Origin of the sequence: Nitrosomonas sp. Nm132 (assembly GCF_900100485.1) — a bacterium.
Lineage (GTDB): Bacteria > Pseudomonadota > Gammaproteobacteria > Burkholderiales > Nitrosomonadaceae > Nitrosomonas.
In genome coordinates, this window is sequence record NZ_FNDH01000046.1 from 1 (window position 1) to 16784 (window position 16784).

General features: G+C 42.0%; 15 protein-coding genes and 2 pseudogenes. 8 read left to right on the forward strand and 9 right to left on the reverse strand.

All coding sequences use genetic code 11. The features are described from left to right. Positions 1–390: IS5 family transposase (locus BLP80_RS12405; RefSeq protein ID WP_143002296.1), on the reverse strand; the 390-nt coding region annotated here is incomplete at its 3' end. 232 nt (positions 391–622) lie between these two features. Between BLP80_RS12405 and BLP80_RS12410 the strand changes: the two genes are divergently transcribed. The 5 genes from BLP80_RS12410 to BLP80_RS12425 all read left to right on the forward strand — a co-directional run bounded on the left by BLP80_RS12410 (position 623) and on the right by BLP80_RS12425 (position 5087). After that, positions 623–1192, forward strand: a complete 570-nt coding sequence (locus tag BLP80_RS12410; RefSeq protein WP_090543702.1) for a peptidoglycan-binding domain-containing protein — start codon at positions 623–625, stop codon at positions 1190–1192. An 870-nt stretch (positions 1193–2062) separates the two neighbouring features. Beyond that, complete coding sequence (gene hpnH / locus BLP80_RS12415) at positions 2063–3232, forward strand: adenosyl-hopene transferase HpnH (protein WP_090543704.1); 1170 nt, start codon at positions 2063–2065, stop codon at positions 3230–3232. Between the two features lie 113 nt (positions 3233–3345). Beyond that, on the forward strand, positions 3346–3693 hold the full coding sequence (locus BLP80_RS16380) for a glycosyltransferase family 2 protein (protein WP_256325088.1): 348 nt from the start codon (positions 3346–3348) through the stop codon (positions 3691–3693). Continuing rightward, complete coding sequence (locus tag BLP80_RS12420; protein ID WP_256325089.1) at positions 3624–4361, forward strand: glycosyltransferase; 738 nt, start codon at positions 3624–3626, stop codon at positions 4359–4361. Before BLP80_RS16380 ends, BLP80_RS12420 begins: the two co-directional genes overlap by 70 nt. 96 nt (positions 4362–4457) lie before the next feature. Continuing rightward, positions 4458–5087, forward strand: a complete 630-nt coding sequence (locus BLP80_RS12425; RefSeq protein ID WP_090543706.1) for an HpnM family protein — start codon at positions 4458–4460, stop codon at positions 5085–5087. Positions 5088–5658: 571 nt separating this feature from the next. On the opposite strand, the pseudogene BLP80_RS12430 reads toward BLP80_RS12425, so the two are convergent. The 3 genes and pseudogenes from BLP80_RS12430 to gshA form a co-directional block, all read right to left on the reverse strand. Further along, positions 5659–6417, reverse strand: a pseudogene (locus tag BLP80_RS12430) (IS5 family transposase). Positions 6418–6593: 176 nt separating this feature from the next. Continuing rightward, positions 6594–7553, reverse strand: a complete 960-nt coding sequence (gshB, locus tag BLP80_RS12435; RefSeq protein ID WP_090543708.1) for a glutathione synthase — start codon at positions 7551–7553, stop codon at positions 6594–6596. Positions 7554–7559: 6 nt separating this feature from the next. Then, positions 7560–8870: a glutamate--cysteine ligase gene (gene gshA / locus BLP80_RS12440; protein ID WP_090543723.1), complete on the reverse strand. Its 1311-nt coding sequence runs from the start codon at positions 8868–8870 to the stop codon at positions 7560–7562. Positions 8871–9303: 433 nt separating this feature from the next. Here gshA and BLP80_RS12445 point away from each other — a divergent pair, with 433 nt between their 5' ends. Further along, on the forward strand, positions 9304–10206 hold the full coding sequence (locus BLP80_RS12445) for a formate/nitrite transporter family protein (RefSeq protein ID WP_090543710.1): 903 nt from the start codon (positions 9304–9306) through the stop codon (positions 10204–10206). 51 nt (positions 10207–10257) lie between these two features. Here the strand turns inward: BLP80_RS12445 and BLP80_RS12450 are convergent, their stop codons facing one another. The 5 genes from BLP80_RS12450 to BLP80_RS12470 form a co-directional block, all read right to left on the reverse strand. After that, positions 10258–10827 (reverse strand): hypothetical protein, encoded by a 570-nt coding sequence (locus tag BLP80_RS12450; protein ID WP_090543712.1) that lies wholly within the window; start codon positions 10825–10827, stop codon positions 10258–10260. Continuing rightward, positions 10817–11437 (reverse strand): SCO family protein, encoded by a 621-nt coding sequence (locus BLP80_RS12455; RefSeq protein ID WP_090543714.1) that lies wholly within the window; start codon positions 11435–11437, stop codon positions 10817–10819. The genes BLP80_RS12450 and BLP80_RS12455 overlap by 11 nt, the downstream gene beginning before the upstream one ends. Before the next feature lie 117 nt (positions 11438–11554). Next, a complete protein-coding gene (locus tag BLP80_RS12460; RefSeq protein WP_090543715.1) occupies positions 11555–13036 on the reverse strand; it encodes a cbb3-type cytochrome c oxidase subunit I in 1482 nt (493 codons plus the stop codon). A gap of 31 nt (positions 13037–13067) precedes the next feature. Further along, entirely contained in the window at positions 13068–13607 is a 540-nt protein-coding gene (locus tag BLP80_RS12465; protein WP_090543717.1) for a cupredoxin domain-containing protein, read from the reverse strand. Between the two features lie 631 nt (positions 13608–14238). Beyond that, a complete protein-coding gene (locus BLP80_RS12470; RefSeq protein ID WP_090543719.1) occupies positions 14239–14463 on the reverse strand; it encodes a hypothetical protein in 225 nt (74 codons plus the stop codon). Between the two features lie 504 nt (positions 14464–14967). Here BLP80_RS12470 and BLP80_RS12475 point away from each other — a divergent pair. Together BLP80_RS12475 and BLP80_RS12480 are read left to right on the forward strand one after the other, a co-directional pair. After that, a complete protein-coding gene (locus BLP80_RS12475) occupies positions 14968–15801 on the forward strand; it encodes a hypothetical protein (RefSeq protein WP_090543721.1) in 834 nt (277 codons plus the stop codon). A gap of 848 nt (positions 15802–16649) precedes the next feature. After that, positions 16650–16784, forward strand: a pseudogene (locus BLP80_RS12480) (IS5/IS1182 family transposase); the annotation flags it as partial.

A 16784-nucleotide genomic window follows, 5' to 3' on the forward strand; every position in this document is an offset into this window, starting at 1 on the left:
ACAACCATCAACAGCAAGGTGGATCTTCGTAGTGTTGCCAGCACGGCTTTTTCCGATGGCCTGCGGCTTCTTGCCGGCAGCTCCCGCACTATGCTGATGCGCTTTAACGTAGCTGCCATCAATAAATTCCCACTCCCACTCCGGATCAATAATCAGCGCCTTGAAAACTCTGCTCCACTTGTTAGTGGATGACCAAGCATTGAATCTCTTATAGATGGAATTCCAGCATCCAAAAACCTCGGGTAAGTCCCGCCACGGACAACCAACCCGCATTCGGTATAGCACACCCTCCACCGTCATGCGCAGATTGCGCTTGTTATAAATCGCTTCTTGAAGCAGAATCTTCTCCAGCTTCGGCCAGAATTCATCGGTGAGCATCAGTCGGGGCATCGCAAACTCGTTTTGTGGGGGGGTGTAAAAATCTCTCAAATTTATGAAATACTTACCTCAAAACGTCAACAGACCCTAGTAATTAAAACTTTTTCTGGCCCAATCAATGCCCTATTCAATTAAAATGAAACATTGAAAGAGCGTTTCAGTTTATTATAAAAAATCGCATCATAGAACTTTTATATTTCGAAATGACTTTTTTAGATATTTATTTAATAAGGAGGTTGTCAGAATGAAGATAACGATTGCTAATCGATTAGCAATGAGCATGTCTCTTTTGCTTATGATCGGGTTATTAGGATGTAGCGACCAATCAGAAGTAACGGGTACACAAAACCCCAAAATGGCAGCAAAACCTATCCAGAAAGATGAGCTGATGACCGAATCTGATCTGATCGCTGAATCTACAATGGACATACCGGAATCAATTTCAGAAAAAAATGATGAGAATGTTCAAGAAGCAATAGAACCAGTTGATCAAACCATTGAGACTATCTTAAGTGAATTAAATGAACCTGAAAGTTCTGTTTCCGAATCCGGAATTGAAACTCAACCGTTAGCAGTAGAATCAGCACAGCAAATTGAAGAACTGGAAGATCTAAATGAAGTTGTCAAACCAACTCCTGAATTAATTCGCAAAGTGCAGCAGGCTCTAGCTGATGCCGGATTTAATCCTGGAGTAATTGACGGTATAAATGGTCCTAGAACGATGTCTGCATTGAAAAGCTTTCAGAAACAAAATAATTTTGCAATAGGTCAACTAACTAAAGAAACACTACAGAGGCTTGGGGTATCTTATTAGTAGACTTATGTCAAGAAATATATTTCTGGAACAGGAACACACTGGAAAAGGATGACGGCGAATTATTCTGAAAGTATCTCTACCTCAAAATTAGGAAATCAATTCGTTCTAGAAATCTATTTTCTAGTCTGTAACTCTTATCAATCATCATTATCGTTAATCCAACGTATAAATATAATAAGGCTTGAAAAGGTAATAAGATTTAATATAGCCGCTTCCTTCAGAAATTCCTTTATGAATCGGCATAGCATAGTGAGTTCTTTGCAAAAGTCCTTTTACGAATTCTTAATTCATTGTCTTTATTGATTATAATTTCTTGAAAATAGGTTTTCTTGCAAAGATCTCATAGTGTTTTTATATTTTTTAATTTTAGCTTCCTGCTCTTTCAAGAAACAAATATAAGTAACTGATTATATATAATATAAAAATATTATATTCCGATAGCATTAATATGTTTCTTTCAAACGTCTTGCGGTCGATGACCGATTATTTCGCTAAATAAGAAGATATTTTTTTATTTTAAATGTCTTCCAAAACTTTTATGTAAATTTAAGAATTAAAAACATAAACATTTCTATTCTAGAATCGTTGCTTTGGTTTATAAAATATACATGCTAGCATATCGGTACTTAGTAGAGTAATGGCAAGCGAAATATCAATTTTATTTCAAAATATTTTTGTACATAACTACCATTAGCTGACATTGAGACTTTTTTCTTTTCATGAATCATGAAAAAAGAAGTAGCACGCAATTAACTTGACTAGAATAAGAAATATTCTGATCAATCTGTGAATAATAAGTTAACAATTCCTATTTTATCGTAAGATAAAAAAAACAAAATTAGTACTAAAAAATAACGGAGAAAATTAATGGGCATCCCTTTTTTACAAAAATACCGTGTAGGTAGCTATATACTAAAGCAGAAAATTCAAGGTAATAAACGTTATCCTTTAGTACTAATGTTGGAGCCTCTGTTTCAATGTAATCTGGCATGTGCAGGTTGTGGCAAGATTGATTATCCAGACGAAACTTTACGACGTCGAATGAGCGTACAAGATTGTCTGGCTGCCGTTGATGAATGTGGCGCGCCCGTAATCTCAATCGCTGGCGGGGAACCACTCATTCATAAAGAAATGCCGCAGATTGTAAAAGGTATTATCAGCCGAAAAAAATTCGTTTATCTGTGTACCAATGCATTATTGCTAGAAGATAAAATGGATGATTATCGTCCATCCCCCTATTTCACTTTCTCTATACATCTCGATGGTAACAAAGAACGTCACGATACATCAGTGTGTCGTGAAGGAGTTTACGATAAAGTAATTCCGGTTATTCAGGAAGCTCTCAAACGCGGCTTCAGGGTTACGGTAAACTGTACGCTCTTTCAAAATGAAACACCAGAAGAAGTTGCTGAGTTTTTTGATACCGTAACTGAATTAGGAATAGAAGGAATTAATGTATCTCCAGGATTCAGCTATGAGCATGCCCCGAGACAGGATGTTTTTTTACAAAGATCGGTTAGCAAGCGTCTTTTCCGGTCAATTTTCCAAGAAGGAAAAAAACGCAAACAACCATGGAGATTCAATCATTCGAGCCTCTATTTGGATTTTCTCGCAGGTAATCAAAACTACCAATGCACCGCATGGGGTAATCCCACACGTAATCTTTTCGGCTGGCAACGTCCTTGCTATTTATTGGTGGACGAGGGCTATGCAGCCAGTTTTCGTGAATTAATGGAGGAAACCAATTGGGATAAATACGGTGTAGGTAATAATCCCAAGTGTGCTAATTGCATGGCTCACTGCGGGTTCGAGCCAACCGCGATCAATGATACGTTTGCTCATCCCATTAAAGCAATGCGCGTAAGCCTCCATGGTCCACGTATTGATGGACCCATGGCACCGGATCCTCTGCAAAGAAACCCAGCATCGCCTAAAGCCGATATAGCACAGAAGGAATTTCCAATATCCGTAGTAGTTGAGCAAAAAACGAGTACCTCAACCCCCTCATCAAGCAATCTGACTCGCTCTGATAGATAAAGATAACAGGGAATATCTTACCCCTGATTTTAATGATGAGGAATAACGAAGAATAGCGAGTACAGAGTCTCCTATTTTGATTAATTCAACGAAGCTTGTTTTATTTGGATAGCATGATGATAGAGCTTGCAACCTATTTAGCTTTTATAGGTGCTTTTCTTTGGTGGATGATAGTGCTCGTTCCTTGGCGACCGTGGAGCACACAAGAGGCATTAGAGTCAACTCATCATGGGGATGTATCCTTAAAAGAAATTACAGCACTCATCCCGGCACGCAATGAAGGGCAACTTATCGGACAAACGCTGGATGCACTGGGTGTTCAGAGGCATGATCTTCAGATCATCGTTATAGACGATCAATCAGATGATGATACCGCTGAGCAGACCAATAAATGGGGAGCAACAAAATACTATCAGGCACTTCCCCGCCCATTGGCTGGAGCGGGAAACTATGGACCTTAGAGCAAGGTCTGGGTAAAATCAGCACAACTTATACTTTACTGCTTGATGCAGATATTGCGTTGGCTCCAGGAACTGGAGTCACTTTACTTAAGAAAGAAAGCGCGCGAAGAGAGTTTAGCGCTAGTATCCTTAATGGCGCCCCTCTTCACCGTTTTGTTGAACGATTATTGATGCCAGCCTTTGTATTTTTCTTTAAACTACTTTATTCCTTCCGACTTGCTAATAAACTCGGTTGGCGAGTGGCTGCAGCAGCGGGTAGGTGTATCCTCGTTGAGATCCCTGCGTTGCGCCGAATAGGCGCCTTCACCAGTCTACACGATGTATTGATCGATGACTGTATCCTAGCTTCTCATATCAAGCGTACTGGCTTGCGTACCTGGACTGGATTGAGTCATTCGGCATGCATCCATCGCGGTTACGACGACATTAAAACAATTTGGGATATGGTGGCGCCAACGGGCCTATACACAACTACATTACTCTCCTTTATTGCTTTTTGCTTGCACCCTGATCATGGTAAGTATGTTCTGATTTGCTCCTTTGGCATCATTACTACTACCTCTCAGCACAATAAGCACTATCACTGGCATACTGATGTGGGCTGCCATGATCATTGCTTACATTCCAATTTTACGCTCTTACCAGTACCTCCTTACTTTGAACACTAACCTCACCTACTACTGGTACTTTATTTCTACTAATGACATGGACCTCAGCATTCCGTTCCTGGCGGGGTGAGTGGGCCCAATGGAAAAATCTTCGATATGAGATCTCTACTTGAATTTAGAATTATCAGCTATGCCTTCACAACGGCAATTTTATTACTATTTTCTGTCGTAGTTAGTGCTAAAGATTTTCAATCTGCTTCCCCAGAAGACGTCATTCATGCCTTACAGGAAACGTTCATTCACGCTATGCAGAAAGGTGATGAGTTAGGTTATCGTGGACGTCTAGAGCTTCTGACACCTGTTATCGATCGCTCGCACGATATCGATACCATCATACGCTCAGCGCTAGGCGCGAACTGGAGTACGTTAAATGAAGACCAGCAACAGAGCATTACTGAAACTTTTCGCAAGCTTAGCATTGCGACTTATGCAGAAAGATTTAATCGTTATAATGGGGAACGATTTGAAATTATAGAGCAACGTTCATTGCCGCGAGACCAAATATTGGTACGAAGCAAGTTTATTCAGGCAGATAGCAATCCTATAAATTTCGATTATGTACTGCGTCAAGGCAAAGAAGGTTGGCGAATTATTAATATTCTAGTTGATGGCGTCAGTGATCTCGCCTTAAAGCGAGCCGAATATAATGCAATTCTGAAACGAGATGGTTTTCCTGCACTGATCGCGATGCTTGAGCAAAAGATTCTTCAAGCAGAACAGAATTAATTAGTATATTAATGAAGATTTGTTAATATGTAGCAAGGAGTTACGGAAATAGGGGCATGGAGAACAGAGCCTGAGATACATCAACAACAAGAATATAAACACCGTGCAGCACAGCAATGCGTCTTCGTGGCTTTTATTTAATTCTTATACCTATACTTAAAGCTCAAGCATTAATAATAACATATACAAATTAAAAATTTTTCCTGATAGCGAATAAGCAAATGGAGCTATCTATATTTGTGCTGTAGCTATCTATTTCCTTCCTGACTTCAATATTCCTCTGAGTATACAGTGAATATTTTTCTTAGCCAGGGTCACCACTTAACTTAGGTGTGCATATAGATATGGCAGAAATGCGTTCTTAGGAATTTTATTCTTCTGTATCAATCTTGAATGCCTCAAAAAACATTTCCTAAGTATGAAAGCACAATGTTGCTTGTGCTAGATATGCTTACACCTGAGTAGGCGCATGCTGCTACAAATCTACTAGCAAGTCACTTTTTGGAAGTTTGTTTTTTCTTCGCACCAATGTACCACCAATATAGATTCGCTCCTAAGGTCTGTTGACATTTCACATAGATAGCCACAAGATATCCACACGCGATAGCTACCATACTTTCGTAATTTCTTTTCAATTTGTCGTATCGTGTTGCTATTGCCCGATACTGCTTTTTAGTCGGGCAAAGGCGTTTTCCACCAAATGCCGGTACCTATACAAGCCCCAATCCATATCTGCGTTACCCTTCAGCGAATTGCGCTTTCTTGGGATCACGGCCCTGCCCTGGCTCCTTTCTTTATGATCTGCTCACGTATGCACTCACTGTCATAGCCCTTATCCGCCACAATCGCCTGCACATCGGGTAACTTGGCAATCAGCTCCGGTGCCACAGAGCAATCATTCACATCTCCACCGGTAATTTCAAATTCAACCGGCAAACCACAACCATCGACAGCAAGGTGGATCTTCGTAGCGTTGCCAGCACGGCTTTTTTCCGATGGCCTGCGGCTTCTTGTCGGCAGCTCCTGCACTATGCTGATGCGCTTCAACGTAGCTGCCATCAATAAATTTCCACCCCCAATCCGGATCAATAATCAGTGCCTTGGAAACTCTGCTCCACTCGTTAGTGGATGACCAAGCATTGAATCTCTTATAGATGGAATTCCAGCATCCAAAAACCTCGGGTAAATCCCGCCACGGACAACCAACCCGCATTTGGTATAGCACACCTTCCACCGTCATGCGCAGATTGCGCTTGTTATAAATCGCTTTTTGAAGCAGAATCTTCTCCAGCCTCGGCCAGAATTCATCGGTGAGCATCAGTCGGGGCATCGCAAACTCATTTTGTGGGAGGTGTGAAAGTCTCTCAATATTACGAGTTTACTTCGACTTATGAAATACTTACCTCAAAACGTCAACAGACTCTAGCCTAAAACGACAATAAAGTAGCATACAACAGTATACTCACTGTCAATTCAATTCAATTGGATTGGTAATTCTCTTGCCTTTTAAAATCGGTTACTTACACAGCTTTCAAGTGCATTAATCATCATTCCCGCTACGTTAAAACCAGTTTGATTGGCAATTTCCTGCATTCCAGTTGGACTGGTAACATTAATTTCGGTCAATGAGTCGCCGATTACATCAAGCCCTACAAGCATCAATCCTTGTTTGTATAATTGCGGACCTAATGTATTTGCGATCTCAAGATCGCGCTCGGATAATGGCTGGGCTATACCAATGCCGCCAGCCGCAAGGTTGCCACGTATTTCACCTGGCCTGGGTTTACGGGCAAGCGCATAGGGAACAGGTTCTCCAGCAATCAGTAAAATGCGCTTGTCACCTTGGCTAATCTCGGATAGAAAGCGCTGTGCCATGATGGTGCGGGTACTGTAATGAGTAAGCATTTCGAGAATAACACTAATATTATGATCAGCACGATGAATACGAAACACACTCGCACCGCCCATGCCATCAAGTGGTTTTAATATGATATCCCCATACTCATCGAGAAATTCTCGAATCAGGAACTCTTGTCTGGTCACTAAAGTAGGTGGAATAAATTGAGGAAATTTCGCAATGGCAAGCTTTTCATTGTGATCTCTTATACTTTTTGGACTGTTAACAATAAATGTGCCTTGCTTCTCAGCAAGCTCCAATAGATAAGTGCTGTACACATATTCCATGTCAAATGGCGGATCTTTGCGCATTAATACCACATCAAATTCTTGTAGTGGTATTGCCTCTGACAGACCTTCCTGATACCACTGATATTTTTTGTCCTTTTGATCAATTAGCGTCAATTTACGAGAAAATCCAGTCACTATACGATCTTTCCAAACCAGATCTCCCTGTTGCATGACAAACAGTTGATGATTCCGGGCCGCGGCTTCACGCATCATGGCAAAACTGGAATCTTTGCCAATCTTAATCGAGTCCAGTTGATCCAGTATGAAAGCAAGTTTCATCGAGTGCTAGCTCTGTAATGCTTCTGAAGTTTGATTAAGAGATATTGTTGCATGACGCTCTAATTCTAGCGCAGCCGCTAATAATGCTAGTCGTGCCACCACACCATACGCATAGAATCTGTTTGGCGCAGAATCTGGAAGAGCCGCATGGTTAGGCAACACACAAGAAGCATCAAAAGCTAATGGCACAAAATGCATACCCGGGGCATTTAAATTTTCATCAACACCTCTTCCTGTATGGACACGATAAAAACCACCCACTACATACCGGTCAATCATATAAATAACAGGCTCCGCAACCGCGTGATTGATACTCTCAAAAGTGTATACACCTTCTTGTACCAATACATCCGTGACTGATAAGCCTTCTTTGATTATTGCCATTTTATTGCGTTGCTTACGATTGAGTTTGTAGACATCCACACTATCTTTAACAGTCATAATACCCATACCATAAGTACCAGAATCAGCTTTAACAATAACAAAAGGTTTTTCTTTGACACCATATTGAGTGTATTTCTCCTGGAGATCCTTCAATATTTCATCAACTGCAGCAGCCACACAGTCCTCGCCTTTTTTCTCACGAAAATCAATTTTGCCGCAGGAGCTAAAATAAGGATTAATTAACCATGGATCAATTTCAATTAACTCTGCAAATTCTTGAGCTACATTATCGTAAACAGAAAAATGTTGAGATTTTCTACGCGTTGACCAACCTGCATACAATGGCGGAATAACAATCTGATCAAGATCCTTCAAAATCTCTGGAATACCACTTGACAGATCATTATTAAGTAGAACTGCGCACGGATCGAAATTTGCCACCGATAGTCTATTATTCTTGCGTTGTATCGGCTCCAATATAAGAGTGCTTCCATCAGGGAGCTGTATCGTGGTCGCACTGGTAATTTCTGGCAAGAGGGAACCAACATGAACATGCAGGCCTGCGTGTCGCATAATACCTTGCAATATGGCAACGTTCTGCAAGTAAAAGATATTACGAGTATGGCTTTCCGGTATAAGCAATATGCTATGCGCATCTGGGCAAATTTTTTCCACAGCGGCCATCATTGCTTGAACGCATAACGGTAAAAATTCTGGATTGAGATTATTGAATCCGCCTGGAAAAAGATTGGTATCAACCGGTGCTAGCTTAAACCCACTATTACGTAAATCTACGGAACAATAAAAAGGAATGGTATGATTCTGCCATTTGCCACGTAACCAATGTTCAATAGTGGGCATTGCTTCCAGGATGCGTTTTTCTAATTCAAGAATTGGGCCACGTAAAGCAGTGGTAAGATGGGGAACCGCCATGAAATAACTTATGTAGTTAGAATAAAGTATTATAGCATCACAAGCCATTCAGGCTGATTACTGTCATTGTATCGAAGTTCATTCAATCTAGCGGCGTATAAAAACACTTTCTTTATGTTGGTTGCGACTACCCACAACGATCAATTTACCAGAAATATCACTGTAAGAATTCAGAAATATAAGACACTATCTTGTAGCAGGTAACTGACCATGAGGTCTCTGGCAATACCCAGGCAGATAAAGTCAATATTTCCTATTTGAATATCATTCTCAATGAATTTGATCCTGCTCTATCAGTAACTTAAATTATTAAACGGGTAAGCTACTCGCTTGCCGCCCACTCTAAGATGTGGCAGAATCCTTGCCTACTATGCATCAGATTGCATAGTATAAATATCAGTATTTCCTTGATTAACGCTATCTAAGAGAAAAAATGAAAGAATCCGGACAACCTTCGATCAGCTCAATCGAACAGGCTATTCAATCCAGCATCGTCGCTGAGACTATGTCAGCCGGTGGTAGTGCAATCCCTCCTAAAGCAAGTGATTCAGCCACCATCGATAGCGTCCCTCCTTTGCAGATGGGGCGTGATCTTGTCGAAGATGCAGTTAAAAAAAGTAAATTTAACGTCTCCCAAATATTGGTGCGGGGATTTTTGTGTACACCATTTCTTGCTTATGCTACGGCTCTATCCGCATTACTGGTTTCTCAAGGGTGGCCGACAGCAGCTGCTGGCCTACTTTTCCCGGTGGGCTATATCATGTTGGCAATACTCGGTCTTGAAATGGCAACCGGCAGTTTCTCCGTAATGCCCATGGCCCTGCTTGCAGGACGGATCCAGTTATCAAGCGTGATACGTAACTGGTCATGGACATTTATAGCTAATTTGGTCGGCGGCATTTTCTTTGCCTGGTTGCTTTGGTTTGCATTAACCAAGGGAGGCGCAGGAGAAACACCCGGCGTATTGACCACATTAGCTAAACTTGCTGAAAAGAAAGCTTCTTATTCAGAATACGGCATGAGTGGTTGGCTTGCGGCTATTGGCATGGGCGTGTTGTGTAACTGGTTAGTCAGTCTGGCTCCAGTTTTCGCGAAGGCATCGCGTGGCGTTCCTGGCAAGGTGATGCTGATCTGGTTACCACTCGCAACCTTCTTTGCTCTTGGCTTTGAGCATGCTGTCGTGAATATGTTTGTCTTCCCAGTGGGCATACTATCTGGTGCAGATGTGACCATTTCACAATGGTGGTTGTGGAATCAAATTCCTGTGACGATTGGCAACATTCTCGGAGCAGTGATATTTAATTCTGTGTTGTGGTATCGCACACACAGTGCATAAAAAAAACAGAATAATAGAATGTGGTAATACGTTAAATGCATTACCACATTCCTAGGTCTTGATGATTCTGATTCCGAACATAATGCGGAGTGTCCAGGTAATAGCCCAAGCGCTTCCACTTAGCAAAAGCAATTGCCCCAGAATACGTTGGTCACTCAGCAGGTAATTCGCACAAAGGCGATCAGGGAGATCTAGATATAACCAGCCTAGACGCATAAAAGTAGCCCAAAATTCCAGCTTTAGGACTCCCTGCGCAATAGGATTAAGCAATGGCCAGCTTAAACTAAGCGCGATACCCATTATCGGTACAGTAACAAATTTTACCAGCTCGAAATGCCATTCCGATATGGCCGCATCCAGGACGCGTGGCAACATCCAGTAAGTCATGATTATGACAGCAAGTACCATACCTGTTATTCCCCATCGATTCCAGAGTGTTATCTTGCTTTTCCAATTCTCAGGTAGTTTTTTCCCAAGCATCCATCCTATTATCGCCAATACTGGGATCTGAACAAGCATGTGCGTTACCATGCTTTGTTCCAGGAATTGTTGCATAGGAGGCAAAGCCAATACAACAAACGCTGTCAAGAGCAACCATTCCTGCTTAATTTTAATGATCATTTTCTTTATTCAATACTTGAGTTAGATATTCTTTTAGCTCATTAAGCTGCTCCACACCAAAAATGGCAACTAGCCGACCCTGTGGATCAATAACATGATAGCCTGCAGAATGCGTATAACCGCCATATTCATCGGGGATAACGATTACCTTAAAGAAATCAAGGATGGCTTTTTTCTGAGATGAACTGACTGGACGAGCTGCAATCCAGTATTTAAAGTTGGCAGAGAAGTGGGAGAGATGTTCCTTGAGTCTCTGAGGAGTATCCTTCTCTGGGTCAAAACTGATACTCAAAAGACGTAAATTATTTTTCTCTAATTCCGGAGCAAAATCTTTCTGCAGGCTTTTTAGGCCGCTGCTAAGTATCAGACATACACTTGGACAGCTTGTATAAATAAAATCTACAACAAGGAAACCCTCGTGCCAATCCTGTATTGTGACAGTTTCTAAGTCCTGGTTTTGTAGATGCCATTCAGGTACAGAACGAGGATTCTCACGCACATCCAGGCGGCGCGCTTCTTCAACAGTAAATGCACGCCCCCTATCTGTACTTACCCAAAGGATAAGAGACCCCGTTATAGCTATGAAAACCGTTGCCAGAAAAGTTCTCATCCTTATACCTCTCAATGAAAGTACCTAAAATACCTTAGATTCCAAATTTATCTTACCAGTATTTTAGGTACTACTACCTATCTTTAGTAATCTCCTAGACAAAAAGAAATTACCGCATTAACGAGGATTGGCAGCTCCTGGTAAAATAAAAATTGCACGTAAAGTAAACAGTAACGTTCCCAGTACAACTAATGCGGCTGCTATTGTGCCTACTTGTGCAAAAGTAACCCATTCTTCCATATGAACTGCCCAGCGACGAGGAATACTATTTGCGCCACTGGCAAGGAAGACCATGGAGGTCATAAAAGCACCAATCAAATATGCATAGAACCCAAGACTATCGGTTGCTTTAGGCTGTTCGTTCCGGTCGCCCTCTCCAGCAAGGTAATAAGTGAAACCAATGATCATTGGTAGCAATCCGAGTAATAAATAGAAGTGGAAGTGTCCTGGTACCCACAGCGTATTGTGAAATACCCGATTAATGGTAACCATTGCATCCAGAATAGCGGGAATCACACCAGCGGCCCAGCCAAACATGGATAAGAACAATAATTTAGTGGTAGTACTCCACTTAATTCCTGATCGATATACAAGCATCAACGCACCATAGCCGGTAACGACCAGAACGGGTATACCACTACCGAAAGAAAGCACTTGGGCGGCGATCATTGCCCAGGCAGGCATTGGGAAATCCATCAAGAGATGATGTGGATAAACACCCATTACCATAAATACGATAGCGAACCACGCTGCAAGAAATACTTTGTTCGTTTTCCATGGACGTCCGGTATAACGAGGAAGTAATTCGTAAACCGCTATCACGGAAGCATAAATAGTTGCATTGATAATTACGTGACCAAAGAAATAAATCAAATTTTTCATCAGCATTGCATCAGGCTGAAATTCTGGGTTATAAAGATTGATTAAACCCATTACTAATACCACCGCTCCTGCTGCTATACCTAGAAAATTGACGATCAGTACCATCGTACTAGCTACTACAGCTTTCGGGTGTGCAGGATCGACCGGCTCTTTACCAAAGAGCATAGTAAGTCCGAGCGCTCTGGCCAGACTACCATAACGAGCTAAAATGGCACGACCGAAGTCCAGGTAAAGAATCAGGAGACCAACCCCGATAATGAGCACTCCTAATTGAAAAACTGCTGCGGCACCAGTAGACCAAGCACCCATAGAAATCGCAGGCAATGGATATAGGAATGTCCACGCACCTCCATATCCGCCCAGGAAGATGGAACCCAGAATCATCACGACGCCGGTCAGAAAAATGAAGAAATTTGTCCAGAAGATGGCGTTGCTTAGCCGCACATACTTGCGGAGAAAATGCCATTGCACACCCGTTGAGGCTATCACTGCAGCACCCACGACGCCAACACCGTGAACAGTCATGATTTGATAAAACAAATCGACGCCAATTTCAATCCAAGTGCCTTGTGCTGCTCGCATAGTCAATCCGCCGAGCATCATCAGCAAAAACACCGACAATCCTGCGATCAGATGCGCCTTGACAGCAATTAAGGCATTCCTGTTCTCAGAATCAGTATATTCGACCTTTCCACTTGCTACTGCTGTACCACTCATAGTCCCCTCCACTCTTTAATTGTTCTTAATATTACTGTTGATCTGCTTTTTCTACTGTTAGCTCGGTGATCATGGCGTGATGTGCCAATCCGCAATACTCCAAGCAGAGAATTTTATACTTACCTGGTTTGTCAAATGTGTGCACAAGCTTGTTGGTATAACCTGGCATCGCCTGAGTTTGTCCGACTAACGTCAGGTTTTCATCATAGATCCCAAACCCATGATTTACATCCTCGCCAGTGACATAAAATACAACCGGCTTGCCTGTTTCCACGGTATCAGGAGTCATTGTCCAATACCACTGATGAGCTCCCACCTTAACCAACTGATGACCATCCTCTTGATATTCTTTCTTCTGATCTGAAATTGGGAACGGATTAGTAGAAGCAAATGTAATGACAATTCCAAGTGTAAGTAAGAAAAAAAACCATTTGCTGCGTACTCCGTACCATTTGTTTATAACTGCCGGGTAATCTGCCTCAACTTCCTTGGAATTAACAATGACAAATAAGAAAACTGCTGCTATAAAAGCCATACACGCAAGTGTGACAGCATATACTGTTGAGATCATTTTAAGTTTTTTCCTCCATTTTTTGATTGACGTTCAGACCCGCGAATCTACATTTGATATAAAGTGCTGTCAACTTATTCTTCATATAAGAAAATCCATTTTTGCCTTGTGGTTTATTGAGTTACGCTCGATCTACTTCTGAAAAATCGTAAATTTTTGCGTGAGTATGCCCGCAAATAACTATGAGACGAAATCAGGCAAGTAACCAACAATGTAGGTGTGAATGCTACAGTAAGAAGGGTTCAAGAGTTTCTGGCGCAGGAGCGGGCCGTGTCACTACTTTAAGTTCAGCGTTGGGTGTGCTTTGACGGGCTATTCAACTACTGTTGAATCATTTAGGGAAATGTTTAGTCCCCACGTCGTACCGGAATATTTGCTGAGAACTTCAATAGTTTTTCTGGTTTCTAGCTGTAACACCGAAACTTGAGGGAATCGCAAGCGGTAGTAGTAATTGGCAAAATCTTAACATCTTGCTTAAATTTTCAAGTGATCTTTGTACCTTTTTACCGGATTTCGTATTTTCTTCCCTGCATGAACCTTAACCATATAACCTACACCAAATGGCAGTCCAGAGGAGGATCACCTGACTGTATTTTTTGCCTTCAGCGTATATCAATGGTGCGATTCTGGGTTATGTTGGAAAGATTCTTTTGTAACGGGCAAATTTAAGCTCGTTGGCGCTATACAAGCGGCGCTCACATGGTGAGAGTATATGACCATCCATTGCCACCGCTATCGACAGCTGGCAGTGTAGCTCGGTCGCTTCCATGCGTCGGAAGAATTCATCAAAGCCACATGCATTATAGACAATGTCGAACTTTTCAAGAATTTTTCCATCCAGCAACCCAACCGCCACTCAGTGGCAAGTATTACCGACATCAATAGCAACAGGAATTGAGAGGAGATTCATCATTGATTCCTTAAAAGATAGGCTAATTGGATTGATCAGCCAAACGTCTCGTCTACTCTCCAGAGCCACAATCATTCGACTGGCAACCATCCCGGCGCGCATATTGGATAATGCGAGAGCGGCATTTCAGAGCCGACAGAGTCGAGTTAGCTGAAATTATCCACAACGGACCCTTATGAGCTCTACACCTCCATCAACAAACCGTACTACGCTGCTTGATATCAGCTGCCACCCACAAATTCAATGGCAGATCCCTTGCACGCTTTATTCTCCGAAGGGAGATTCTCCCTGACCATCATTTGCTCAAAGCGCCAGAATATAATGGAATTTTTGCAGTTTGAGTCAGATATAATTATATTTTTGATCACGTATGATCGTTTTTGACTTCGTATCCAATCTTTGGTACTTTCCAATTTTATGAAAAAAGTATTCTCTTAGCCTTGGAGGCTCATGATTCAGCCACCACTCGTGCACCGCGTTATCCACGGTAAAGAATCTCCATCGATGCAGGAAATCTCCTCCCGGTCTGCGGCGTTCGTTCTGATGACTGCCACCCTCTCACCACCGAGAGGAGCGGTAGCAAGATCTGATCTCGTGACACGGTTAAATGATTACCTTCGGGCCCTCGAATTTTATCTTTCGTTGCCGAAGACAAGTTTTGATCGCTTGTTATTTGTTGATAATTCTGCAGGTGATATCGAACCGATCGAAACACTTGCTCGATCAACTGTCCACGATAAAATTGTTGAGATCATCAGTTTTGCTGGAAATGATCATCCCGTTCAGTACGGGAAGGCGTATGGCGAATTCAAGCTGATCGACTATGGCTTGGCAATGAGTAAACTTGCTCAAGAGCAGGATGTTTTCTGGAAAGTGACAGGACGACTCCTGCTCACTAACATTGCGGAGATCATGGAGTCACTTTCAGATCCATTTGATCTCGTGTGTGACCTTCACAATGTACCTTTCGTGGGAACAGGTAAACTCAAGGGAAACCGCAACATGGATCTGCGATCATTTGCATGTAGTACCAAGGGTTACCGAGGATTGTTTGAAGGCCTTTGGAAACAGCGAGAATCTGGATTTGATGCAGAGTTTTTTTACAATGTCGTGAAGACGAGTTTGCATAATGGACCATTCCAGATTGTTCCGCGATTTCCCCTTCAACCTAGATTCTCTGGTGCCAGCGGTCGCCACGACAGACGGTATGACTCAGGACTTCAAGCGGTTAAAACCAACATACGCGCCACGGTCCGATACACCTTGCCTTGGCTGTGGCTATAGCGATCATGACATCGCAAATTCCTGCAGGCAAAAACTTGTGATTGAGTTAAGCTTGGAAATCGCGGGAAGCCAACAAAAAAAATTATTAACTGGAAAGCAAGCTGTAATACAGGAATACTACCAGAGTGACTCGCGGCGAAGCTATATTTTGAGGAATTCCCACGAACTCTGATCAGATTAAGAGCTACGTAACGCTTCCTTTTGCAGGATAATCGCTTTTTGCAACGTCCTGGGAAACTGACATAATCATTCTGTCTATCTTCAAAGGAAATGGTGCGATACAACACATTGGTAAATTTGATTCTCAAGGATCCAGACAGGGAGTGCAGTCAGTACAGTAGCTACTTTGCCGCTGTTTTCGGGCAATGTTAGGCACAACTCAAATTTGCAATAGAGAAACTGCATTCATAACCCAATTCCATTAGTCATACTTTTGATTAGAGCTGGGGTATTTTCGAGATCACGTAGCACGTAACAAAATAATTTTCTATACTTGGCTTTATTTACTTTTCTAATTTGAGAATAGGAATAAGTAAATTGACATTCATCCCTATCCGCTTCGTGACTAACCCAACAGCAATTTCACCATTCTAGCTGAGAATCATTGCCTTATGGTTCTGAAACGATGTAGAAACTGCTTCCGGTTCACCCGAGAACATAAGAATTGGAAAACACAAAAGTAATGCAGCAGTTAGTTTTGACATATGGATCAAACGTAATATTTTAAATAGCATATATTCCATCATTTTCCCTAGGGTCTGTTGACGTTTTGAGGTAAGTATTTCATAAATCGAAGTAAACTCGTAATATTGAGAGATTTTTACACCCCCCCACAAAACGAGTTTACGATGCCCCGACTGATGCTCACCGATGAATTCTGGCCGAAGCTAGAGAAGATTCTGCTTCAAGAAGCGATTTATAACAAGCGCAATCTGCGCATGACGGTGGAGGGTGTGCTATACCGAATGCGGGTTGGTTGTCCG